This window comes from Parabacteroides sp. TM07-1AC, from assembly GCF_003480915.1.
Classification (GTDB): Bacteria; Bacteroidota; Bacteroidia; order Bacteroidales; family Tannerellaceae; genus Parabacteroides; species Parabacteroides chongii.
Genome location: NZ_QUKD01000003.1, coordinates 452172 through 475816 on the forward strand (window position 1 = coordinate 452172; position 23645 = coordinate 475816).

General features: G+C 49.4%; 23 protein-coding genes. 21 read left to right on the forward strand and 2 right to left on the reverse strand.

Annotated elements, in window-relative coordinates; translation table 11 throughout:
• Nucleotides 1–256: 256 nt before the first annotated feature.
• The 7 genes from DXD68_RS09515 to DXD68_RS09545 all read left to right on the forward strand — a co-directional run bounded on the left by DXD68_RS09515 (nucleotide 257) and on the right by DXD68_RS09545 (nucleotide 3721).
• The gene (locus DXD68_RS09515; RefSeq protein ID WP_122361405.1) at nucleotides 257–1009 is read left to right on the forward strand and encodes a hypothetical protein; all 753 of its coding nucleotides are present in this window, start codon (nucleotides 257–259) and stop codon (nucleotides 1007–1009) included.
• Between the two features lie 42 nt (nucleotides 1010–1051).
• A complete protein-coding gene (locus DXD68_RS09520; RefSeq protein ID WP_147382991.1) occupies nucleotides 1052–1582 on the forward strand; it encodes a hypothetical protein in 531 nt (176 codons plus the stop codon).
• Nucleotides 1582–1842, forward strand: a complete 261-nt coding sequence (locus DXD68_RS09525) for a hypothetical protein (protein WP_122361407.1) — start codon at nucleotides 1582–1584, stop codon at nucleotides 1840–1842. Before DXD68_RS09520 ends, DXD68_RS09525 begins: the two co-directional genes overlap by 1 nt.
• Nucleotides 1814–2128 (forward strand): endonuclease domain-containing protein, encoded by a 315-nt coding sequence (locus DXD68_RS24450; RefSeq protein ID WP_233577067.1) that lies wholly within the window; start codon nucleotides 1814–1816, stop codon nucleotides 2126–2128. The genes DXD68_RS09525 and DXD68_RS24450 overlap by 29 nt, the downstream gene beginning before the upstream one ends.
• 12 nt (nucleotides 2129–2140) lie before the next feature.
• The gene (locus DXD68_RS24455) at nucleotides 2141–2596 is read left to right on the forward strand and encodes a DUF4373 domain-containing protein (protein WP_233577069.1); all 456 of its coding nucleotides are present in this window, start codon (nucleotides 2141–2143) and stop codon (nucleotides 2594–2596) included.
• Nucleotides 2597–2762: 166 nt separating this feature from the next.
• On the forward strand, nucleotides 2763–3023 hold the full coding sequence (locus DXD68_RS09540; RefSeq protein WP_122361408.1) for a hypothetical protein: 261 nt from the start codon (nucleotides 2763–2765) through the stop codon (nucleotides 3021–3023).
• Complete coding sequence (locus DXD68_RS09545) at nucleotides 3020–3721, forward strand: hypothetical protein (protein ID WP_122361409.1); 702 nt, start codon at nucleotides 3020–3022, stop codon at nucleotides 3719–3721. Before DXD68_RS09540 ends, DXD68_RS09545 begins: the two co-directional genes overlap by 4 nt.
• Nucleotides 3722–3726: 5 nt before the next feature.
• Here DXD68_RS09545 and DXD68_RS09550 read toward each other — a convergent pair whose 3' ends face one another.
• Together DXD68_RS09550 and DXD68_RS09555 are read right to left on the reverse strand one after the other, a co-directional pair.
• Nucleotides 3727–4686 carry a helix-turn-helix domain-containing protein gene (locus tag DXD68_RS09550; protein ID WP_122361410.1) on the reverse strand — a complete coding sequence of 320 codons (960 nt, stop codon included), beginning with the start codon at nucleotides 4684–4686 and terminating at the stop codon, nucleotides 3727–3729.
• A 133-nt stretch (nucleotides 4687–4819) separates the two neighbouring features.
• Nucleotides 4820–6997 carry an ATP-binding protein gene (locus tag DXD68_RS09555; protein ID WP_122361411.1) on the reverse strand — a complete coding sequence of 726 codons (2178 nt, stop codon included), beginning with the start codon at nucleotides 6995–6997 and terminating at the stop codon, nucleotides 4820–4822.
• Nucleotides 6998–7200: 203 nt separating this feature from the next.
• Between DXD68_RS09555 and rpoN the strand changes: the two genes are divergently transcribed.
• The 14 genes from rpoN (at nucleotide 7201) to DXD68_RS09625 (ending at nucleotide 23637) form a co-directional block, all read left to right on the forward strand.
• A complete protein-coding gene (gene rpoN, locus DXD68_RS09560; protein WP_122361412.1) occupies nucleotides 7201–8655 on the forward strand; it encodes an RNA polymerase factor sigma-54 in 1455 nt (484 codons plus the stop codon).
• A gap of 12 nt (nucleotides 8656–8667) precedes the next feature.
• Nucleotides 8668–9288, forward strand: a complete 621-nt coding sequence (locus DXD68_RS09565; protein WP_122361413.1) for a hypothetical protein — start codon at nucleotides 8668–8670, stop codon at nucleotides 9286–9288.
• A gap of 16 nt (nucleotides 9289–9304) precedes the next feature.
• On the forward strand, nucleotides 9305–9685 hold the full coding sequence (gene gcvH, locus DXD68_RS09570) for a glycine cleavage system protein GcvH (protein ID WP_122361414.1): 381 nt from the start codon (nucleotides 9305–9307) through the stop codon (nucleotides 9683–9685).
• A complete protein-coding gene (gene purE, locus DXD68_RS09575; RefSeq protein ID WP_028730303.1) occupies nucleotides 9686–10192 on the forward strand; it encodes a 5-(carboxyamino)imidazole ribonucleotide mutase in 507 nt (168 codons plus the stop codon).
• Nucleotides 10193–10286: 94 nt separating this feature from the next.
• Nucleotides 10287–12125, forward strand: a complete 1839-nt coding sequence (locus DXD68_RS09580; RefSeq protein WP_122361465.1) for a 4-hydroxy-3-methylbut-2-en-1-yl diphosphate synthase — start codon at nucleotides 10287–10289, stop codon at nucleotides 12123–12125.
• A 126-nt stretch (nucleotides 12126–12251) separates the two neighbouring features.
• Nucleotides 12252–12686: a dUTP diphosphatase gene (gene dut / locus DXD68_RS09585; protein ID WP_122361415.1), complete on the forward strand. Its 435-nt coding sequence runs from the start codon at nucleotides 12252–12254 to the stop codon at nucleotides 12684–12686.
• Nucleotides 12687–12702: 16 nt separating this feature from the next.
• Nucleotides 12703–14463, forward strand: a complete 1761-nt coding sequence (locus DXD68_RS09590; RefSeq protein ID WP_122361416.1) for a tetratricopeptide repeat protein — start codon at nucleotides 12703–12705, stop codon at nucleotides 14461–14463.
• On the forward strand, nucleotides 14460–15314 hold the full coding sequence (locus DXD68_RS09595) for a DUF4292 domain-containing protein (protein WP_122361417.1): 855 nt from the start codon (nucleotides 14460–14462) through the stop codon (nucleotides 15312–15314). The genes DXD68_RS09590 and DXD68_RS09595 overlap by 4 nt, the downstream gene beginning before the upstream one ends.
• 2 nt (nucleotides 15315–15316) lie before the next feature.
• Nucleotides 15317–16615, forward strand: coding sequence for a murein hydrolase activator EnvC family protein (locus DXD68_RS09600; RefSeq protein ID WP_122361418.1), 1299 nt, complete (start codon nucleotides 15317–15319; stop codon nucleotides 16613–16615).
• A 184-nt stretch (nucleotides 16616–16799) separates the two neighbouring features.
• Nucleotides 16800–17330, forward strand: a complete 531-nt coding sequence (locus tag DXD68_RS09605; RefSeq protein WP_122361419.1) for a chromate transporter — start codon at nucleotides 16800–16802, stop codon at nucleotides 17328–17330.
• 1 nt (nucleotide 17331) lies between these two features.
• Nucleotides 17332–17883 (forward strand): chromate transporter, encoded by a 552-nt coding sequence (locus DXD68_RS09610; protein WP_122361420.1) that lies wholly within the window; start codon nucleotides 17332–17334, stop codon nucleotides 17881–17883.
• Nucleotides 17884–18164: 281 nt separating this feature from the next.
• Nucleotides 18165–19262: an efflux RND transporter periplasmic adaptor subunit gene (locus DXD68_RS09615; RefSeq protein ID WP_122361421.1), complete on the forward strand. Its 1098-nt coding sequence runs from the start codon at nucleotides 18165–18167 to the stop codon at nucleotides 19260–19262.
• A gap of 8 nt (nucleotides 19263–19270) precedes the next feature.
• Nucleotides 19271–22300, forward strand: coding sequence for an efflux RND transporter permease subunit (locus DXD68_RS09620; protein WP_122361422.1), 3030 nt, complete (start codon nucleotides 19271–19273; stop codon nucleotides 22298–22300).
• Between the two features lie 14 nt (nucleotides 22301–22314).
• Nucleotides 22315–23637 carry a TolC family protein gene (locus DXD68_RS09625; protein WP_410510714.1) on the forward strand — a complete coding sequence of 441 codons (1323 nt, stop codon included), beginning with the start codon at nucleotides 22315–22317 and terminating at the stop codon, nucleotides 23635–23637.
• Nucleotides 23638–23645: the final 8 nt, after the last annotated feature.

Sequence of the window (23645 nt, forward strand, 5' to 3'; positions counted from 1 at the left end):
GGTTCGGAATAAACATAGAAAATAACAATAAGAAAATTTACATTCGTTAACAATCGGTCGTATATATATAAAAATCCGTATGGGTACTATATTAAAAAAAGGATAGCCAATAAATGTTAAACTACCATTTTAATCCATTGAAATATAAGGTATATACAAAACATATAATTATCTTTGCAATGGAAAGATAACCAATCCGCAACTATGTGATCGATTACCTTATCCATATTATTTAATAACCATAAACATTATTTCTTTGAAAAAGGAAGAGACGTTAGCAAAGAAACAGGAGACGTTGACCGTCGCTGTTCAAAAAGGAGTAGGCATACTCAGTGAAAATGCCAAACAAAGCCTTGCTTGTAAGTCGGAAGGCCATCGATTAATCGACCGGATCAACCACGAAGGAGGCGTGAACGAAACCTTAGCTCTCGAAATCGAAAGCTATCTCTCACATTGTCGTAGCATATTATCGACTATGGGCAACACCCGAAAACCATTTACCAAACAACTGACGGAGGTACAAAAACTATTCGTTTCACTTGAAAATGAGATCGATCCCACGAAAAAGGACAGTCCGGCAAATGAACTGGCAGACCGTCTCAGCGCGTGGAAACTCGCCCGGATACGCGAAGCCGAAAAGGAGGAACAGCGTCTGATGGCTAATTTCCAACGCACCGAAAAGCGCCTTGCCGGACGCGAAGACCTGAACGACGCTCAGAAAGCCACAGCCCTCAGCCGTGCAGAAAATCGCCTGCAATCCGGATGTGCTATCCTGAAAATGAATGCCATAGCCACCGAACTCATGCCTGTTGCGACTGAACCCGAAGGTTATATCGACCTGCTGCGCCTATGGTGGCAGGAAATCGGTAGAAACCTGCCCGACAGCGACCTGCAGCGTATCTTCCGCCCGATGTTGTCGTATGCCCGCAAGCAAGCCCGCAAAAACATCCTTATCGACAGTGTTTACGTAGAATACCGCCCGGTTCCGAAAGGGATCCAGGCGGCATGATTCAGGCACAGATTTCACGGTATTCAAGAACCAGGTACACGGATGACGTGGATTTGGTTCTTTATTAGCACATTAAAAAATAAGATGAATAAAATTTCAACAACCTTTTCTCTGATTTCCGTCAAGGACGGGAAATTCAAAGCCCGCTATGAAGTCTTTACGGAAAGTACGGGTGACAACCGCGTGATCACGTATGAAAATACGGATCCTGTGCACAATGATCAGATCGAAGCAATGCAACGACTGGCGTATCATATGGTTAATTTTGTAGAAGTGGCGGCAAACAGCGACAGCCTGCTCATCACCGGTTTCCAACGTCAGAACTGCGGCAACGCGCAATTGCTGACCATCTATGCCCGCATGGAAAACCACCGGCACGACTCCTGTGGCAATATCGTCAGCCGTTTTTACATCGGCCGTGACGAATACCCTTCGATCGACTTGCTGCTGGAAGACCTTTCTGCCTGCGAACGCGAGGCGCTGGCCTATATCGAAACCGGCAAGCGTCTGGAGCACGACATGTTTATCCGTCTGGACGAAAGCGATTTATCCATCCTTCGTTCTGCTGCCTGATGAAAAGATGTACACTCACCATCGGCTGCCTCCTGGGAGACCAGGCGGCAGCTTGCCTGATGCGACTGATTACAGGCGAAAAAGGTTCGCGCAATTACAGTTATTCGTGCGGAGAGGAATACGGATATTTCTACGATCCGTTCCTGAAAAAATGGATGGCATTCGACAACCGGCACAACACCTGCCTGGTCGAACAGTGCAACACCTCGAAAGAGGCCGAAAACTTTCTCTATGACGACGGAGCCTTATTCGCCGCTTAGCGAGCTGATCCGTAAGCACACGGGCGAGGAAGTGATGGCGGAATACCGTTTTCATCCTTCGCGGGACTGGCGGTTCGACTTCGCCATCCCTTCCCGCCGCGTGGCTATCGAGGTGGAAGGCGGCGCCTTTAACGGTGGCCGCCATATCCGCCCCGACGGTTACCTGCGCGACATGGAGAAATATAATGAGGCGGCAGTCTCCGGCTGGTGCGTGATACGCGTGCTGCCGTCGGAACTGCTGACGTTTAAGACGGTGCGGCTCATTATTCGGGCGATACAAAATTAATTTATTACAATCATGGCAAGACCCATAAAGAAAGGACTGGATTATTTTCCGGTCGATACCGATATATTCGATAATATACAAGTGCGTAAACTGAAAAGCCGGTACAAAGCATCCGGCTTCTTGATTTACTTCACTATTCTATGCGATGTTTACAAGAAAGAAGGCTATTTCCTTCAACTCTCGGACGATTATGTGTATGACCTTTCCGACCGTATCGGCGAAACGGAAGAAAGAGTGCAGGAGGTCATCTCATTCTGTTTGCAGACCGATTTGTTTAATCGTCGGATATACGAACTCTATAAAGTAATAACGTCTAAAAGTATTCAAGTAAGGTACATTCAAGCACAGAAGCGGAGCAAAAATACCGTTCGCGAAGAGTTGGACTGCATTCATGTAGCAGAAACCCCGGTTATTGTTGCAGAAACTATCGAAAATACGACAAAAAGTGCACATATTATATTAGGATAATATTAAACTAAATATAGAGAGTGAGAGTGCGCGCGAGGAGCCGATTGAAATTCCGGAAAAAAGTTTCGATGAAAAGTGCGCTGCGTGGCAGAAGGAGCTACTCGAAGACGAAGAATGGTGCGCTTCGTCCGTAAGGCAATCCGGACTGGGAACAGACTTCCATGCCATGCTTCCCGCCAAGATGCAGGAGTTTCAGGATTTCATCATTGCCAACAACGAGAAAGAATCCATCTGCTCGAAACAAGACTATGCTCGCCGTTTCTATTTTTGGTGGCTTTATCACGGGCTGAAAAAATATTCCGGCGGCAATCAGCCGGGGTTGCTCGTTCGTGGAAAGGAGAAGCAGAAATCACGGATAGAAGAAATCATCGACCTGGGGAAAAGTTCGACCGAACTGGCTCTCCAATTTTATAAAAATGCCGTATGAGCCTGGAAATCCGTTTACGCCAAGCTCTCGGTGACCGCCGGATTGCAGCCTATAGCGTGGAAGAACTGCTTCCGGCGGTCAACACGGTCCTGCTTCAGGCGTATGTGCTTGTCGGTTTCACTCCACCCAAAAGTGCGGATGTGGCACTGCTGACCAGCAAACTGGCTGCCGACTTGCAGGAATCGTATCCTTTTCTGACCTTGCGGGAACTGTCGCTCTGTTTCGAACTGGGTGCCAAAGGCGAATATGGCGACTTTATGGGGTTGAACCTGCGCACGTTTACCCGCTGGCTGAAAACGTATCAAACAAGCGAATTGCGTTACCGTGCGGTTGTGGAACGTGACAGGCAGGCGCAGGCGGCTCTTCCGCCGGTCTCCGAAGCCTATAAGGAAGAACACGAACGGACATACCTGCTCCGTGTGTTCGAGCAATACCGTGCCGGCTATCCGCTTGACCGCCTTTATCCGGCACGTGTCTATCGTTCCCTGCAGGAACGCGGCATTATCCGCAACACACCGGAAGAAAAGTGGGCAGCCGTACGGCAAGCAGCCGGATACCAGCCTGCCGGAAATATGATCGTCAGCGATGACGTCCGGCAGGTGTTGGTGAAACAGCAGGCGATGGCGATTCTTTTAAAACGCTTTTTCGACCGGCTGATCAAGGAAGAAAAGGAATTGTTCGGAAAGACGGCAGCGTGAGGAAACTAGAGCGACTCCACAATCCTGCGCTGTTCTTCAAAAAAGACAATGCGGTCTTTCTCTCCGCTCCTCGAAATCAGCGTGGAAGTCCGGATCAGCGACTGCATCCATTTCTTCATCCGTTGGAAGATAGCCTCGTCCGGAGAGGTGGCATCATTCAACGTAAAAGATTTGATCATTGTCAGATGGCAATGATGCGTTTCCACATAACTGTAACTGGTTTCAAAATTCACACTGCTGACAAAGAAATGGACATTCTTTCCTTCTCTCCAAAATCCCCTGGCTGCAAGCGCTTCCATATCATCTATAAATGTCAGCAGCTCCTTTTTCAGCACTTCTATCTCCTGGCGGGTTATCAGGTAAATACTGGCAAAATATTTAATGTCATTTACCAGATATCGGAAAGTCATGCTATCCATAATATGATAGGCGTTGGCAGCCTCACGCGTCTCCATAACGATCTCGCTGTTGATCAGCAACAAACGGTCCGGCAGGACAATCTCGCTGAATTTAACAGGCATCGCATTACTGCACTGATACATCCATTTGAAAAGATAGAACTGGTAAATATGCCTGTAGTCCAAGACCAGCGACTGGGGAAGAATATTCAAAGCTCCGCCGACTTCCGAATCCGGATCATCCTTGAGATATCTCAGTTCGTTTACGAAATGCTCAAGCATATCGCAATCCTCTTCACTCGGATTCAGGAAATTCACCATCTTCAACTGGAACGGCCTGCTTTTACCCGAGGCACACCCAATGATATGATCCAGCGAAATATCCAGCTTATCGGCAATAATCGCTATTTCGAAGATAGTAAAAGGGACATCGCCTCGCAACCTGCGATAGACGGCTTCTTTTTCCAGCATCAAAAGATCGGCCAATTGGTTTGTCAGTTTTCCTCTACCCGGGATCTTCTCTTTAATGGCCGCTACAAGATTTTCATACAACAGGTCATTCTTCATAACATAATCATTTTTTCAAATTTGGTCTTCAGTTCCCGGCGTTTATTCTAAAAAAACGACATTTCTGTCCTCTACAAATATAGGCAAACTTTTGATTATGTCTCTGATTATATCCGCTTATTACCTTTATTTTTTAATCACAAGGCAATGTAAACCAAAACCTTGAACCCTTCCCAGGCGTTGAATCCACACCGATCTCGCCTTGTAAGGCTTTGACGATCGTTTTACAAATAGACAGGCCAAGACCTGTGCCCTGCCTGAAAGAGTCCACTTTGGTAAACCGCTCGAAAATCGTATCGATATGCGCCGCAGAAACACCGATGCCGGTATCGCTAACCTCAAACAGCACATGATCCTCTTTCACGCTATAGGAAAGGCTTATATGACCTTGTTCAGTAAACTTAATGGCATTCGAGAGCAAATTGGACATCACCTGCGTCACTCGTTTCGGGTCCGTATAAAGTATTTTATCCGGCAACGCATCCAGGTCGCAGATCATGGTGACACCCTCCTGTACTTTCAGCGAATGCACCTTATATTGTTCACGGCATATTTCCTTTATATTGACATCGGTCAACGAATAGTCCATCACGCCGGATTCTATCTTCGAGAAATCCAGGATATCGGTTATCAGGCGAAGAAGCAAGTCGCAGTTCTGGTTGATGATCTTCACATATTCATCTTTCTCCTCTTCGTCATCCATTTCGGCCAGGATACCGGAAAAACCGACTATGGCATTCAGCGGCGTACGTATCTCATGACTCATATTCGCCAGGAAAGTCGATTTCAACATATCCGCTTCACGTGCTTTCTGCATTTCCAGTTCATTCTTTCGCGACTCGTCGCGTGCCTGCTGTAATTTCTCTTCCAGCTGCTTTTCAGCCGTTATATCCGTGATGTAGCAAACGACCTTGCTGGGATGCCCGTCTTTATTGATCTTATGGGCCTGTGCATTGATGCGTACCCAGGCTGGTTCTTCACGGACAAACATTTTACAGACGAAACTACAGTTATTGATATCTCCGCGGACGACCTGCAAGAGCGGCTCCATATTATTGGTCGGAACATCTCCGAAGCGCCCCAGATTCCACAATTCCTGGATAGACAGATAATTATGCGTCTTCAGGTAATTGAACAGATGATTAGAGCTGGAATGATCGTTCAGCACAGGATCGATATACAATTCATCCTCTTCCACATTATACTCTCCGACAATCGAACGACCGGACAAGAGCACGGCTTTCAGAATAGCCAGGTTGTTCCTGGTCTGCTCCGCTTTACGCTGCACGTCCGTATTATCAGAGATGATCAGCAAATATCCCACCCGTCCGAACTCCGGATCGTTCAGGCTGATCCCTTTTACCTGCAGATATTTGATCTGGTCGACAAAAGCAGACGGATAATAGCTGGAACTCTGTATGATACTGAAATCATACACAAGAGGAAAACTGAAAGCCCTCCCGCTTTGGATGCCTTTCAGCATCTTGGCGGGAACAGCCGGATTCTCAAACAGGTTGACCCCCAAAAGGTCTTTACGCGTGGAACCGAAAATATGCGCATCGGCTTCGTTAATATCCACCAAATATCCTTCCGAGTCATACAGTTCCACACCGATAGGCAGATTATTGAAGAACTGTTTAAACTTGGTACTGAGCTCCGCCAGATGTTTCCGCGATTCTTCCAGGCTTGCCTGCGTCTCCCAGCGTTCTATGATAAGGGAAAACATATTGGCTATTATATGCAGGTCTTCTATTTCCGTGGCCGTCCAAGAGCGCTGTACACGCACCGAATCAAATCCGATAAATCCTTGTATCCTGTTATGGAAAGAAAGCGGTATTATAAGCATGGATTTCAATCTCTGCAATTCAAATAACCGTTTATCCGTTTCTGCTTCCGACGGCAGGTCGCACAGGTCGCACATGACGATATCGCGCCCGCTCTTCACGGTCTTCATGATCCAGGGAATCGTCTCGTCCGTCAGTTCCGAATGATTTTCTTTGGGAGCTTCTACCCATTCGCTCATCACCTCGCAGGGAAAATAAGCGGTCCGCCCGTCTTTCTCGAAGATGGCGACATAGCCCCAATCCGCATCGAAAAAGTTCAGCAACAAACTCATGGCTTTCTCTATCGGCTGCTGTTCTTCATTGAACAACAATACAAGTACCTCGGATATAATACGCTTGATATTCGAAGCTTCCGTAACCGGATTTCCGGCATTCACACGCTGCCTCTCGTCTTGTGCTTCCAATAATCGTATTAGTTCTTCTCGGGATAACTCGCTATATTTGTTTTTTGTTAGCGTTGATATCATACTAGTGAAACTTTATAAACGCAAAAATATTGAATAGTTTTGATTTTTAAAGCATTTCAAGGAAGTATTTCTTCTGCCGACATGTTAAAAGTGATCCGGATTTGCCCGGTAAACGGATTCTTTAGAACAATTATGCTTTTAATCATAAGCGGGTTCACCGTAAAAAGTTATATTTGCATGTTCTAATGTAGACGATTTTAAATATGTTGAAGCAACAGTTACAACAAAAGTTACAGCAAAAGCTCTCTCCACAGCAGATCCAGTTAATCCGGCTTCTGGAACTTCCCGCCATCGAGCTGGAAGAACGCATCAAGCACGAACTGGAGGATAACCCTGCACTGGAGGAGGGAAAAGACATTGCGGACGACTTTGAACGGACTGACGACGAGGGAGTTGATGATATATCTACAAACGAAACAGAGACAGACCTCTCGCTCGGAGACTATATGAGCGAAGATGATATACCGGACTATAAGCTCCGGGAGATCAGTGAAAAGACAGAACGCAAAGAGGATATTCCCTTTTCCGTAAGCCAGTCGCTGAACGAATATCTGCTCCAGCAGCTCGGACTGCGCGACCTGCCGGAAAAAGAAGTAAAAATAGCCGAATACATTATCGGAAATATAGACGACGACGGTTATCTGCGCCGTGAACTGTCCGCCATTGCCGACGACCTGGTGTTTCAGGCGGGACAGGATGTCGACGAAAAAGAGATAGAAGAAGTCCTTGCCATCATACAGGACTTCGACCCCGCCGGTGTCGGTGCCCGCAACCTGCAGGAATGCCTGTTACTGCAACTGGGTCGCAAAGAACCGACCGAAGGGACCAACCAGGCAATCCATATCCTCACCGAATATTTCGAGGAGTTCACCCGCAAGCATTACGATAAGATCCTGCGGGGGCTCAACATCAGCGAAGCGACCCTGAAAAAGGCGATTCACGAAATAATCGCCCTCGATCCTAAACCTTGCAGCAGCTGGGGCGGTTCTATGGAAGTAGCCATGAGCCAGGTCATTCCGGACTTCCTGGTCGAAGCTGTAAACGGTGAGCTGATCCTGAGCATGAACAACCGCGACATTCCCGATCTGCGGATCAGCCGCGAGTATGCGGAAATGTTCCAGGACTACGCAGGCAACAAGGCCAACCAGACATCCAAGATGCGCGAAGCGGTACAGTTTGTCAAGCAGAAGCTGGACTCCGCCCAATGGTTTATCGATGCCATCCGGCAACGCCAGGAAACCCTGCAGCGCACCATGGAAGCGATCATCCTCCTGCAGCGGGATTTTTTCCTGACAGGCGACGATGCAACGCTGCGACCGATGATACTGAAAGACGTGGCCGAACGTGCCGGATACGACATATCGACCATTTCGAGGGTTAGCAACAGCAAGTATGTGCAGACCAATTTCGGCATCTACCCTCTGAAATTCTTCTTCTCCGAATCGATGCAGACCGACAGCGGCGAGGAAATATCCACCCGTGAGGTGAAGAAGATCATGAAAGAACATATAGACAGTGAGGATAAACGTAAACCGCTTACCGACGAGGAGCTCACCACGATCCTGAAGGAGAAAGGGTACGTAATCGCCCGCCGTACAGTCGCCAAATACCGGGAACAACTCGATATACCGGTTGCAAGGCTCAGAAAAGAAATCTAAATTTGAAGCGTTATGAGATTGTTTTCAAATATAATATCCGGAATGTTCCACCCGTTGCTGATGGTGACGTATGGAGTCATACTGGCATTGTCGTTCACCTACCTGGCGATCTACCCGCCCACCATGAAGATGTTCCTGGTTGGAGGAGCATTCCTTTCGACTGCGGTCGTACCGGGTATTTTCATCTTCCTGATGGTCAAGAACGGGGCTGCCGGCGACCTGGAACTGACGGACCGCAAGGAACGGGTCGTCCCATATCTGATTATTATCACCTCCATCATGGTCTGTATCTTCTATATGTACAAGATGATGATCCCATTCTGGTTCCTGTCGCTGATGATGGGTGCCTGCGTCGCACTGATCATCTCGTTGTGCATTAACTTTTACTGGAAGATCAGCGCCCACACCCTGGGCATCGGAGGACTTTTAGGGGGTATCATGGGGGTGGCACGCATCCACCTGATCAATCCTTACTGGGGGTTCATTATCATCCTCCTGGCAGCCGGGCTGGTCGGTACTTCGCGTATCTTCCTGAAAAGGCATACGCCCATGCAGGTTTATGCCGGCTTTTGTCTCGGTTTTATATGTACCTTTGTAGCCTCATTATTGAGTTATATCTATTTATTCATCTAATAAAAACACTAAAGTTATGAACTTTCCTGCTGATTTAAAGTACACAAAAGATCACGAATGGATTCGTGTAGACGGCGCTGTTGCCTATGTTGGTATCACTGACTACGCTCAGAGCGAATTGGGCGAAATCGTTTATGTAGACATCACGACAGAAGGTGAAACAATTGCCAAAGAAGAAGTTTTCGGAACTATCGAAGCTGTAAAGACTGTTTCCGACCTGTTCATGCCGGTAAGCGGTGAAGTGATCCAGGGTAACTCTGAACTGGATGACAAACCCGAACTGGTAAACGAAGATGTTTACGGAAACGGCTGGTTGATCAAGATCTCCATCTCTGATCCTTCAGAACTGGACGACCTGTTGTCGGCTGCCGAATACGAACAATTGATTGCTAAATAAATGACACCTGTAGTAAGCATTATCATGGGCAGTACTTCTGATCTGCCCGTAATGGAAAAAGCAGCCAAACTGCTGGACGAGATGGAGATCCCGTTCGAAATGCATGCGTTGTCTGCACACCGCACTCCGGCTGAAGTGGAAGCTTTTGCCAAAGGAGCCAAAGACCGCGGTATCAAAGTTATTATTGCTGCAGCCGGTATGGCAGCACATTTGTGCGGAGTGATCGCCTCCATGACTACCCTTCCGGTAATCGGTGTGCCCATCAACTCCACACTCGACGGTATGGATGCCCTGTTGGCTATCGTACAGATGCCTCCGGGAATCCCTGTTGCCACTGTCGGTATCAACGGAGCATTAAATGCCGGAATCCTGGCCGTTCAGATGCTTGCTGTCGGAGACGAACAACTCCAGGGTAAGCTGGCCGACTACAAGGAAAATCTGAAGAAAAAGATCGTAAAAGCCAACGAAGAGCTGGCTCAGGTATCTTTTAAATACAAAACAAACTAGTTGACAGTTGACAAGTGACAGTTGACAGATGGGCTTCACGCTCGGCAAATATGTCAACTGTCAACTGTCAACTGTCAACTGTCAACTGAAAGAAATGGAACATCTTTTTAACTACAGTCGTCGTAAATCATCTGTTGTCAATATAGGAAACACGCCGCTGGGAGGCGAAAATCCGATACGTATCCAATCCATGGCCAATGTATCCACGATGGATACCGAAGCAGCTGTCCGCCAGGCTATCCGTATGATCGAAGCCGGCTGCGAATATGTACGTTTCACCGCACAGGGTGAACGTGAAGCCCGTAACCTGGGCGAGATCCGGAAAGAACTGAACAGCCAGGGATACACGACTCCGCTTGTCGCCGATATTCATTTCAACCCCAGGGCCGCCGACGCAGCCGCCGAAGAGGTGGAGAAAGTGCGCATCAACCCCGGTAACTATGTTGACAAAGTAAAGACATTTGACCTTCTGGAATATACCGACGAAGAATATGCCGCCGAATTGCAGAAGATACGCGACCGTTTTGTCCCTTTCCTCGATATTTGTAAAAAACACGGCACCGCCATCCGCATTGGCGTAAATCATGGTTCACTGTCCGACCGCATCATGAGCCGGTACGGTGATACTCCGGAAGGAATGGTTGCTTCCTGCATGGAGTTTCTGCGCATCTGCCGGGATGAGAATTTCCCGGATGTAGTGATCTCCATCAAAGCCTCCAACACGGTCGTCATGGTACGCACCGTACGTCTGCTTGTCCGCACGATGGACGCAGAAGACATGCACTACCCGCTCCACCTGGGTGTGACCGAAGCCGGTGACGGCGAAGACGGGCGCATCAAAAGTGCCGTCGGCATCGGTACCCTTCTGACCGACGGGATAGGCGATACGATCCGCGTATCCCTCAGCGAAGATCCCGAAGCGGAAATACCTGTCGCCCGTAAACTGGCGGACTATATACAGGAACGCCGGGAGCACAGACCGATCATTGCCTCGCCCGCTCCCGGATACGATCCGGTGACAGCCTCACGCCGCATCAGCCGTGTGACGGAAGGCATCGGAGGTAATTTCCCTCCCGTCGTTATCTCGGACCGCAGTAACGGCGACTTTGAAATCGACTATTCATCCCTGCCCGATTATATCTACATCGGAAAGGAAGATCCGGACAATCTGCCCGAGACATTCCGTCTGCTGGTAGACGCTCATTTCTGGAAAGAACGTCCGAACGCCTATCCTTACTTCATCGCTTCCGAGATAGAAGAGATGAAAGAACTCAACGCTCCGCTGAAATTCATCCGCTTGACCTACAACGACCTGACGGACCAGACACTGGAGATACTGAAACAAGATAAAACTGCCGTAGTAGTCCTGAGCACCCACCATCGGAACGGTGTCGGTTCACAGCGTGCCGCCATGCACAAGCTGCTGGCTGCCGGTTGCGATATCCCCGTCATCCTGCACCGCGACTATCACGAAACAGACAAGGAGTCTTTACAGCTTAAAGCGGGGGCAGACTTCGGCACCTTGTTGCTCGACGGCTTCGGCGACGGTATCATGATTCATAATCATGAGCTTGAAGCTCCTGTTATCGACAACTATATGTTCGGTATCCTACAGGCAACCCGTTCACGCATCAGCAAGACGGAATATATCTCCTGCCCGAGTTGCGGACGTACACTCTACGACCTGCAGACGACCATTGCCCGCATCAAGGAAGCGACCTCGCATTTGAAAGGGCTGAAGATCGGCATCATGGGCTGTATTGTAAACGGCCCGGGCGAAATGGCAGATGCCGATTACGGGTATGTCGGTGCCGGACGCGGACAGATCAGCCTGTATAAAGGCAAGGAGTGCGTATTGAAAAACATACCCGAAGAAGATGCTGTAGAACGTTTAGTTCAGTTAATAAAAGAGAACGGAGACTGGATTAATTGACAGTTGACAGATGACAGATAAGAAAAGGAGTAGTTAACAATATATAGCAAGCTAAAACAACTGTCAACTGTCACTTGTCAACTATCAACTTTTCCATATCTTTGTCCGTCAAACAAATAAGAACAAATGGAAGTAAAAATAATAAACAAGTCCCATCACCCTCTCCCTGCCTATGCGACAGCATTGTCTGCCGGCATGGACATTCGTGCAAACCTGACAGAGCCCGTAGTGCTGAAACCGTTGGAACGCAAACTGATCCCGACAGGATTATACATTGCCCTCCCGGAAGGTTACGAAGCACAGATGCGCCCTCGCAGCGGATTGGCACTGAAACACGGCATTACCCTGCTGAACACTCCGGGAACGATCGATGCGGATTACCGCGGCGAGATCGGCGTCATCCTGGTGAACCTCTCATCCGAACCCTTTACCGTAAACGACGGAGAACGTATCTGCCAGATGGTGATCGCCACCTACAACCAGGTAAGCTGGAAGCCGGTGGAAATGCTCGACGATACGCAGCGCGGTGCCGGAGGTTTCGGACATACCGGTAAAGAATAATATAGAAAACGAACATATGCTGAAACAAGTAATATACGGGATACTCTTTTCACTCTTCCTGCTCGCCGGAATCCACCCGCTACATGCGGAAGAAACCCGGAAAGAAACTCCCACCAAGGCAAACGGATTGAGTGAGGCTGAACGGAGAAAATTCGATTATTTCTTCCTTGAAGGGCTGAATCTGAAGACATCCGGAAAATTCGACGCTGCTTTCGATGCATTCAACTATTGTCTCGCCATCGACTCGACGGCATCGCCTGTACTCTACGAACTATCCTCGTTCTATGTGCAGATGAACCGGCCGGAAAAGGCAGTCGATATGTTGCAGCGTGCCGTTGCCAACAGCACGGACAACTTCACCTACCGGATGGCACTGGCTACGATCAGCCGCAACCTGGGTATGTACGGAGAAGCTGCCGATGAGTATGAGAAACTGGTGAAAGCCTTTCCCGGAAAGACTGAACTGAATTACTACCTGGCAGAAGCACTGACACAGGAAGGCGAGATCGGCAAAGCCATCGATGCGTATAATGCCCTCGAATCGTCCATCGGCATGAACGAAGCCCTTTCCATGCAGAAATACAAGCTCTACAACCAGTTGGAACAGTCGGACGCCGCTTTCAAAGAAATAGAGAAACTGGCAGCCAAATATCCGATGGAGGCGCGCTACCAGATCATTCTCGGTGACCTGCATCTGGAGAAGAACGATACGGTAAAAGCGCGTTCGTATTACGACAAAGCGTATGAGATCGATCCGGGCAATCCCTATTACATCGTATCCATGGCGAACTACTACGAAGCAACCGGCAACAAAGACGCTGCCGAAACACAGATACGCAACGCCCTGATCAACGAGAAACTGGATGTAGATACCAAAGTAGCCATCCTCTCCCGTTACATCCTGAAACTGCAGCAGACACAGAAAGGGACAGACAGTGCGAATGCCCTGTTCCAGACATTACTGGAGCAGCATCCCGAAGATACCGACCTGAAACAGATGTACGGCAGTCTGCTGATCGCACAGGGAAAGACGGACGAAGCCCGTTTCCAGTTTCAGCTTGTCACTGAGATGGAGCCGGAAAACGCCGCAGCCTGGCAGCAACTGCTGAACATGTCGCTGAAAGCCGAAGATATTCCGGAGGTGATCCGTATCTGCACCAAATGTCAGGAACTCTTTCCGGACGCTCCCGAATATTACTTCTACCTGGGTATCGCCTATTATCAGCAGGAGAAATACCAGGAAGCCCTGAATACCTATTATGCGGGCATCAATATCATCCCGGCAGAGAATCCCCGGTTAAAGTCCGACTTCTACGGTCAGATCGGCGATATCTACTATCAGATGAAACAGATGGACCAGACCTACAAGGCATACGACGAGGCACTGAAATATAACGACAATAATATCGTTGTCCTCAATAACTATGCCTACTTCCTTTCGCTGGATAAAAAGGACCTGAAAAAGGCAGAACGCATGAGTGCCCAGTGCATCAAGCTCGAACCGGACAATGCGACGTATCTGGATACCTACGCCTGGATATTCTTCGTACAGGGCAACTATACCCTTGCCAAGATATACATCGAAAGTGCATTGGAAAAAGACACGACCAAAAGCGCAGAGCTGGTCGACCATTACGGAGACATCCTGTTCATGACAGGAGATAAGGACGGTGCCGTCGCCCAATGGAAGAAAGCCCGTGAAATGGGAAAAGAGAGCGAGACACTCGACCGCAAGATCATTGAAGGCAAATATATCGAAGAGGAGGAAGCCAAATGAGAATCCCGTTCTTAACGCGAGTACAACTGCCGGCACTGATAGTCGTATGCATCTTACTGGTCCTGTCGGGCTGTAAATCGTCGAAAAAGGTCGGAACGGTTGTTTCCGGCGGTGCCAAGGCGCACAATGAATTTTTCGAAGCGATGGAAGAACACTCGTTCCGGTTCAATACGATGACTGCCCGCCTGAATGCGGAGCTGAAGGGCACTAAAAATAACATGAGTTCACGTGTGGACCTGAAGATGGTCAAAGACAGTGCATTCCAGTTATCCGTCCAGCCGTTCCTGGGTATCGAAGTGTTCCGTGCCGAATTTACAGTCGACAGCATAAAGGTGGTAGACCGTATGAACAAACGCTATGTAGCCGAACGCTATGCCGACCTGAAAGGACAGACTCCGATCGAGTTCAACTTCTACAACCTGCAGGCGTTGTTCACCAACCATATTTTCCTGCCGGGACAGCAGTTTATCGAACCGAAACAGTTCAAACGTTTCAAGCTGAACCAGGAAGGATCGACGGCTGAGATCCGGATCAAGGATTCACTCGGACTGCTTTATACTTTCTTTGCCGACGGCGAAGAGAAGTTGCTCTCAACCTACATCACCGATCCGTCCGAACAGTACGCCCTGCAATGGGATTATGCCGACTTCCGCGTGACGGACGGACAACCGTTCCCGCAGTTGATGGACGTAAATGTGCTGGCTAACGGCTCCTCTCAGGGTGGAATCGCTTTCCGTTTTTCCCGCATACAGACAAATGTGCCGGTTAATCTGGAGTTTTCCATTCCGGCTAAATATAAACGTATTACCTTTGCACAGATCCTGAAGTCAATCAGTAACAGTCAGAAATAGAAATGAAATACACTTGGTTTGTCATATTCACGTTAACTGCCCTGACCGCCTTCGGTCAGAAGTCAGCCCGGGTGAGACAGCTCGAAGAACAGCGTAAAAAGGCGTTGGCGGAGATCGAAATGACAAACCAGTTGCTGAAAGAGACTACCCAGACGGCACAAAACTCGCTCAACCGCTTGAACCTGCTTTCGCAGCAGATCCTTTCCCGAAAGAAAGTGATCAGCCTGCTCAATCAGGAGGTAGGCGAACTGGATGACCAGATCGTTGCTTCCCGCCGGGAAATCACCAGGCTGGAAAAAGAGTTGGGCGGTAAACGTGACAATTACGGCAAGTCCATGCAAAGTATGTTTAAACGCCGCAGCTCACAGGACAAACTGCTTTTCATCCTCTCTGCCGACAACTTCGCACAATCCATGCGCCGCATGCGTTACCTGCGCGAATATGCCGACTGGCAAAAACAGCAGGCTACCGAGATCATCGACAAGCAAACCGAGATAGCACTCAAGCAGAAAGAGCTTGAAAAAACACGCTCCGAAAAGAATGCGTTGCTGAGCACCCGCGAACAGGAAAGTAAAAAGCTCCAGACCGAAGAGAACAACCAGAAGGTCGAAGTACAGCAACTCAGTAAGAAACAAAAGGAACTGAAAGAACAACTCCGTAAGAAACAACAGCAGGCGAATGCCTTGAACCGTCAGATCGAAAAGCAGATAGCCGAAGAGATAGCCCGTGCCGAAGCCGAAGCAAAGGCTGCCCGCGAGCGTGAACGCCGTGCCCGTGAAAAGGCGAAAGCCGAAGGCAAAGCACCAGCCAAAGAGCCTATACAGGAAGAGCGTGTAGCCGATACAAAAGGCGGTTATGCCATGACCCGGGCGGAAAAGAAACTTTCCGACGACTTTGCCGGCAATCGCGGACGTTTGCCGTTCCCTGTCGCCGGACGTTATACCATCGTCGGCACTTTCGGAGAGCAACAGCACCAGGAATTGAAATATGTACGTACCAACAATAGCGGTATCGACATCCAGACTACTCCGGGAGCAGATGCCCGCGCCGTATTCAATGGCGAAGTGACCCGTGTATTCGTGGTTCCGGGCTACAACAACTCTGTCATCATACGCCACGGTAACTACCTGACGGTCTACAGTAACCTAAGCCAGGTATATGTAAAGGCAGGCGACAAGGTCAGCACCCGCCAGGCAATCGGCAAGATATTCACCGACACGGAAAGCGGCAATGCCACGATCCTCCACTTCCAGCTTTGGAAAGAAAAAACGAAACTGAATCCTTCGCCCTGGCTCGACTAAGCAGTTGACTGTTGACAGAGGACAGTTGACAGTTGACAGTTAGGCTTCGCATTCGGCCCCCCCAAAAATATTAAACCTAAATAACCGCCTCTACATTCATTGCGGATAATAACTGTCAACTGTCACTTGTCAACTGTCAACTGAAAAAAGTTTCCTATCTTTGTCCCCGATTAAAAAGAAGATTATGTATTGGACGCTCTTTCTTACGTTCCTCAAAATAGGCGTGGGGACGATAGGTGGCGGATACGCCATGTTGCCGCTAATTCAGCGGGAAGTCGTAGACCGCGGTTGGTTATCCAAAGAAGATTTCATCGACCTCTTCTCCGTCGCACAGTCATTACCGGGTATCTTCGCAGTAAATATCTCCATCTTTGTCGGCTATAAACTGAAAAAAAGTGTGGGAAGTGTAGTCTGCGCCCTGGGTACGATTCTGCCGTCTTTCGTGATCATCCTGCTGATCGCTACGTTCTTTACCCAGGTACAGGACAATGAATGGGTGGAAAAAATATTCAAGGGGTTGCGTCCCGCTGTTGTGGCGTTGATCGCTGTTCCCTGTATCACTACGGCACGTTCCATCAAGCTGAATTATGTTTCGATGCTGATCCCCATCGCAGCTGCGTTGCTTATCTGGATAGGAGGCGTTTCGCCGGTATGGATCATTCTAGCCGCTATTGCCGGAGGGTTGGTGTATGGTTTAAAGATAAAGAAGAATTGATATGATTTGGTTACAGTTACTTTATGTCTATCTGAAGATCGGAATCTTCGGTTTTGGTGGCGGATATGCCATGCTCTCGCTGATACAGGCGGATGTAGTGGACCGCTATGGATGGATTTCCCTGCAGGAGTTTACGGATATTGTGGCGATCTCGCAGATGACACCCGGACCGATCGGGATCAACAGTGCGACTTATATCGGTTACACAGCCATTCATAATGCCGGATACCCGCCGTTCATGGCTGTTCTCGGTTCGTGCCTGACTACATTTGCCGTGTGTCTGCCTTCGTTCATCCTGGTATTGGTCATTTCCTATTTCTTTGCCAAATTCAAGAACAACAAATACGTCGTAGCCGCTTTCACAGGCCTGCGCCCTGCCACGGTCGGACTGATAGCTGCCGCCGCCTTACTGTTGATGAACAAGGAGAACTTCATCGACTACAAAAGTTTCCTGATCTTCGGTGCCGCCTTTATCCTCACCTGGAAGTTCAAGATCCACCCGATCCTGATGATCGCATTGGCAGGAATCGCCGGAGTGATACTGTATTGGTAAAACATATGCCTTTTACAGGCATATCCGTCCCCATAAGAGAAAATACTGTTTCTTCCAGGAGAAAATACTGTTTCTTCCGAGAGAAAATATAGTTTCCTTCGAGAGAAACTTTTGTTTCCCCCGGAAGAAACTATTCCCGCTAAGGCAAAAGTATCGTTGTTGGTTGCATATTTCTATCACTTCGCATTAAACCTTTTTCCTTCCCTCTTGTCTATATTTTGATTCTGTTGTGTATCTTTACACGCCTATTGATAAGTTTTAAAGTAGATACCATTGAAAATATGACGAAGAGAGTGAAGTGGGGCGTTACCGCCGCGATCTTCCTGATGATTGCAGGGATGATTGCTTATCCACAGATTAAAAACCAGTTGACAGCATCCGGCAAGGATTCCGTTGTACCACCCGCACCGGGAACAAGTGCACGTAAACAGGTGCTGAACATTAACGCCGAAGTATTGAAATTTCAATCGCTGACCGACAAAGTAATCAGTACAGGCAGTATCATTCCCGACGAAGAAGTAGACTTATCCTTCGAATCGTCCGGAAAAGTAGTGAATATCTATTTCACCGAAGGTACGCATGTAAAAGCCGGTGACCTGCTTGCCAAGATCAATGACAAACCCCTGCAGGCACAGCTCCGGAAACTGGAAGCCCAGATTCCGTTGGCAAAAGACCGGGTATACCGCCAGCGCACCTTGCTGGAAAAAGACGCGGTCAGCCAGGAAGCCTACGAGCAGGTGACTACCGAATATGAAAAACTAATGGCGGATATCGATCTCGTAAAGGCCAACATCCTGCAAACCGAACTGCGCGCGCCTTTCGACGGCATCATCGGTCTGCGTTCCGTCAGTGAAGGGGCGTATGTGTCTCCTACTACCGTCATTACCAAGCTGACTAAGATATCGCCGTTGAAGATCGAGTTCTCCATCCCTGAAAGATATGCAAACGACGTGAACAACGGCACGACGATCGTCTTCCGCCTGGAAGATTCGGACGGTATCATGCGCGATTACAATGCCAGAGTATATGCCGTCGAAAGTAAAATGGATATGACAACCCGCACCCTGAAGGTACGCGCCACTTATCCGAATACAAACGAAACGATTTTCCCCGGACGCTATACCTCTGTCGAGATCACCAAACGCGAGATCATGAACGCACTTGCCATCCCAAGCGAGGCGCTGATCCCGGAAATGGGCAAGAACGTCGTTTACCTCTACAAAAACGGGGTAGCCGACCCGGCAGAGATTGAGATCGGCCTGCGTACCGAAAGTCACGTACAGGTACTCAAAGGTTTACAACCCGGCGACACGCTGATCACTTCGGGTGTGATGCAGCTCCGGACCGGCATGAATGTTACTATTGATAATCTGTATTAAATTTCCCTATGGCAAATATATCGGAAACCAGTATAAACAGGCCGGTACTTTCGACGGTAATGATGCTTATCATCCTGCTGTTCGGTATGATCGGCTACAAGTTCCTGGGGGTTCGCGAGTTCCCCAGTGTGGACCAGCCCATTATCTCGGTAAACGTGTCCTATCCGGGAGCGAACGCCGAGGTTATCATGAACCAGATCACGGAGCCGCTGGAACAGAACATCAACGGTATCCCGGGTATCCGTTCCCTGAGCAGTGTCAGCAGCCAGGGTAGCAGCCGTATCACCGTCGAGTTCGAACTGTCGGTGGATATGGAAACGGCAGCCAACGACGTGCGCGACAAGGTATCGCGTGCCCAGCGTTATCTGCCGCGCGACTGCGACCCTCCGACCGTAGCCAAGGCAGATGCCGATGCGACTCCCATCATGCAGATCGGCGTGCAAAGCAACCGGCGCTCGCTGATGGAACTGAGTGAAATAGCTGAACTGACTGTAAAAGAACGCCTGCAGACGATCTCGAATGTAAGCGGTGTGGATATATGGGGACAGAAACGTTACTCCATGCGACTGTGGCTCGACCCGATCAAGATGGCAGGCTATGGCGTCACCCCACTGGACGTAAAGAATGCCGTGGATGCGGAAAACGTGGAATTGCCTTCCGGTAGCATCGAAGGGAATACGATCGATCTGTCTATCCGTACCCTGGGGCTGATGCATACGGCAAAAGAGTTCGACGACCTGATCGTCAAGGAAGATGCCAACAATATCGTCCGTTTCAAAGACGTCGGACGGGCAGAACTGGCACCGGAAGACCTGCGCAGTATCCTGCGTAAGAACGGTGAACCGATGGTGATTTGCGTGATCGTTCCTCAGCCGGGCGCCAACCATATCGAGATTGCCGACGAGGCTTACAACCGTATCGAGCAGTTGAAGAAAGACCTGCCGGAAGATGTTTCGATCGAAATGATCTACGACAATACCCGTTTCATCCGCGCCTCTATCGCCGAAGTGGAAGAGACGATCTATGTGGCATTGGCACTGGTAGTATTGATCATCTTCCTGTTCCTTCGTGACTGGCGCGTGACGCTGGTTCCCTGCGTGGTAATTCCAGTGTCGCTGGTGGGTGCTTTCTTCGTGATGTATATCTCCGGTTTCTCCATCAACGTATTGACCATGCTGGCAGTCGTTCTTTCAGTCGGACTGGTGGTGGACGACGCGATCGTGGTGGCGGAAAATATCTATGTCCGCATCGAACAAGGCATGAATCCGAAGGAGGCTGGTATAGAAGGGTCGAAAGAAATCTTCTTCGCTGTAGTCTCGACGACGGTAACCCTCGTTTCGGTGTTCCTTCCGATTGTGTTTATGGAGGGGATGACGGGACGTTTGTTCAAGGAGTTCAGTATCGTGATTGCCGGTTCGGTGACGATCTCTTCGTTTGTCGCCCTGACCTTCACGCCGATGCTTGCAACCAAATTGCTTCGCAGACGGGAAAAGAAGAACTGGCTGTATGTAAAAACCGAACCTTTCTTCGAAGGGTTGAACAATATCTATGCCCGGTCACTCAACTATTTCTTGAGCCATAAATGGTGGGCTATTCCTATAGTAGTCATCATGTTCGGTTCGATCGGCTACTTTTGGAAAACGATCCGTTCCGAGCTGTCGCCGCTGGAGGACCGCTCTTCCATATCCATCAATATGCGTGCCCAGGAAGGTGCCACTTTCGAGTTCATCCGCGATTTCTCCGACCGGATCGCTACACTCGCCGACTCCATCGCCCCGGAGCGTAAGTTCCTGACAAACCGTTCTTCCAGCAGCAACGCCAATATCAGCGTGATCCTGCCGGATATTAAAGAGCGTGAACGTTCGCAGATGGAGATAGCCGAGAAGCTGTCGGCAGCCGTACGTAAGGAAACGCAGGCACGCGCCTTCGTTCAGCAGCAGTCTACTTTTGGCGGACGACGCGGCGGTATGCCTGTACAGTATGTATTGCAGGCACCCAGTTTGGAAAAGCTGGCGGAAAAGCTGCCTGAATTCATGCTGAAAGTAAACGAAAGCCCTGTCTTCCAGATGGCGGATGTGAACCTGAAGTTCACCAAGCCGGAGACACGTATCGAGATCGATCGCGACAAGGCTTCTTCGCTGGGGGTCAGCACGCGCAACATCGCACAGACATTGCAGTATGCATTGAGCGGGCAGCGTATGGGTTATTTCTATATGAATGGTAAACAATATCAGATACTAGGCGAAATCAACCGCCAGCAGCGTAACACGCCGCTCGACCTGAAGTCGATCTATGTGCGCAGCGACAACGGTTCGATGATCCAGCTGGATAACCTGGTGACACTGCATGAAGACGTGGCACCGCCTCAGTTATACCGTTACAACCGTTTCGTTTCGGCAACGGTTTCCAGCGGTCTGAACAAAGGATATACCATCGGTGACGGTCTGGACGAAATGGACCGTATCGCGGCAGAGACACTGGACGGCAGTTTCCGGACAGCCCTTTCCGGTGAATCGAAAGAGTTCCGCGAAAGTTCTTCCAGCCTGATGTTTGCCATGATCCTGGCATTGCTGATGATCTACCTGGTACTTGCCGCCCAGTTCGAGAGCTTCAAGGACCCGTTGGTGGTGATGTTCACCGTGCCGCTGGCTATCGCGGGAGCTTTAATCTTTATGAGTTATTCGGGTATCACGATGAATATATTCAGTCAGATCGGTATCATCATGCTGATCGGTCTGGTAGCAAAGAACGGTATCCTGATCGTGGAGTTTGCCAACCAGCGCCAGGAGGCAGGGCTGAGTATGGCGGAAGCGATCCGTTCGGCCTCCACACAGCGCCTGCGTCCGATCCTGATGACCAGTGTGTCTACTATCCTCGGACTGGTGCCGCTGGTATATGCGACAGGCGAAGGAGCACAGGGACGTGTTGCCATGGGTATTGCCGTAGTGGGCGGTATGTTGGTATCGACATTCCTTACCCTGTTCATCGTTCCTGCCATGTATAGTTTTATTTCAACAGACAGAGCAAAAAAGATATGAAAAAGGTCTTATTCATGATACTGGCTGTTTCTGCTTCCCTGGGCGTAAAGACACAGGAGATATACAGCCTGAAGCAATGCATCGAAACCGGACTGGAGCGCAACTACTCCATCCGTATCGTACGCAACGAGCAACTGATCAGTGACAATAACGCGACACCGGGCAATGCCGGTTACCTGCCGACAGTGGATATGAGCGGCGGGTTCAGCGGCTCGATCAATAACAACCGCAACAAATTAGCCGACGGTACGACCGAGAAGCAGAACGGTGTCAATAACGAAACCGGCGACATCGGGCTGAACGTGAACTGGACGGTATTCGACGGTTTCGGTATCCAGGCGGAATATGCACGGCTGAAAGAACTTCAACGAATGGGCGAACTGAACACGCGCCTGACGATAGAGGATTTCGTAGCCACGCTCTCGGGCGAATATTACAACCTGATCCGCCAACATATCCGTTTACGTAACCTGCGTTCATCCCTCGACCTTTCCCGCGAGCGTGTCCGTATTGCGGAAGAGCGTTATCACATCGGTTCGGGCTCGCGCATGGACCTGCAGCAGGCACAGGTGGACTTCAACGCCGACAGTTCCAATGTGCTGAACCAGCTGGAGGTGGTACATACTTCCCGCATCCGCTTGAACGAGCTGATGGCACTCGATAATATAGACGAGCAGATCGCCCTGAAAGATTCGGTGATACGCCCGAACATCTTCCTCGACGAAGTGGACCTGTGGCAAAGCACGCTGGCTTCGAATGCCTCCCTGCTGATCGCCCAAAAGAACCAGACGCTAACCGAATTGGAATATAAAAAGGTGAAGAGCCGCGACTACCCGTATGTCAAGCTGAATGCGGGCTACGGTTATACCGCAAACTGGTACGAGGTGGGTGCCACCGACCTGCAGCAACGCCTGGGACTGAACTATGGCCTGACGGTAGGTCTGAACCTGTTCGACGGTCTGAACCGTCGCCGCGAACGTCGTAATGCACGTATCCAGATAGAAAACAGCCAGCTGAAGAAACAGGAGCTGGAATTGGGCCTGCGTGCCGACATGAGTAATCTGTGGATGGCTTACCAGAATAATCTGGGTCTGTGGAATCTGGAGAAAGAGAATGTCGTTGTGGCTTTGGAAAACCATCGCATCGCAATCGACCGCTATAAACTGGGTGAGTTATCCGGCATCGAGCTTCGTGAAGCCCAGATAAGCCTGCTGGAAGCCGAAGAGCGGCAGTCCATATCAGAATATTCGACAAAGCTATGCGAAATATCCCTCCTGCAACTAAGCGGTCAGATTTTGACCTATGTAGCTCCGGAACCGGAGAAAGCTAGTTTTTAAAAACACCA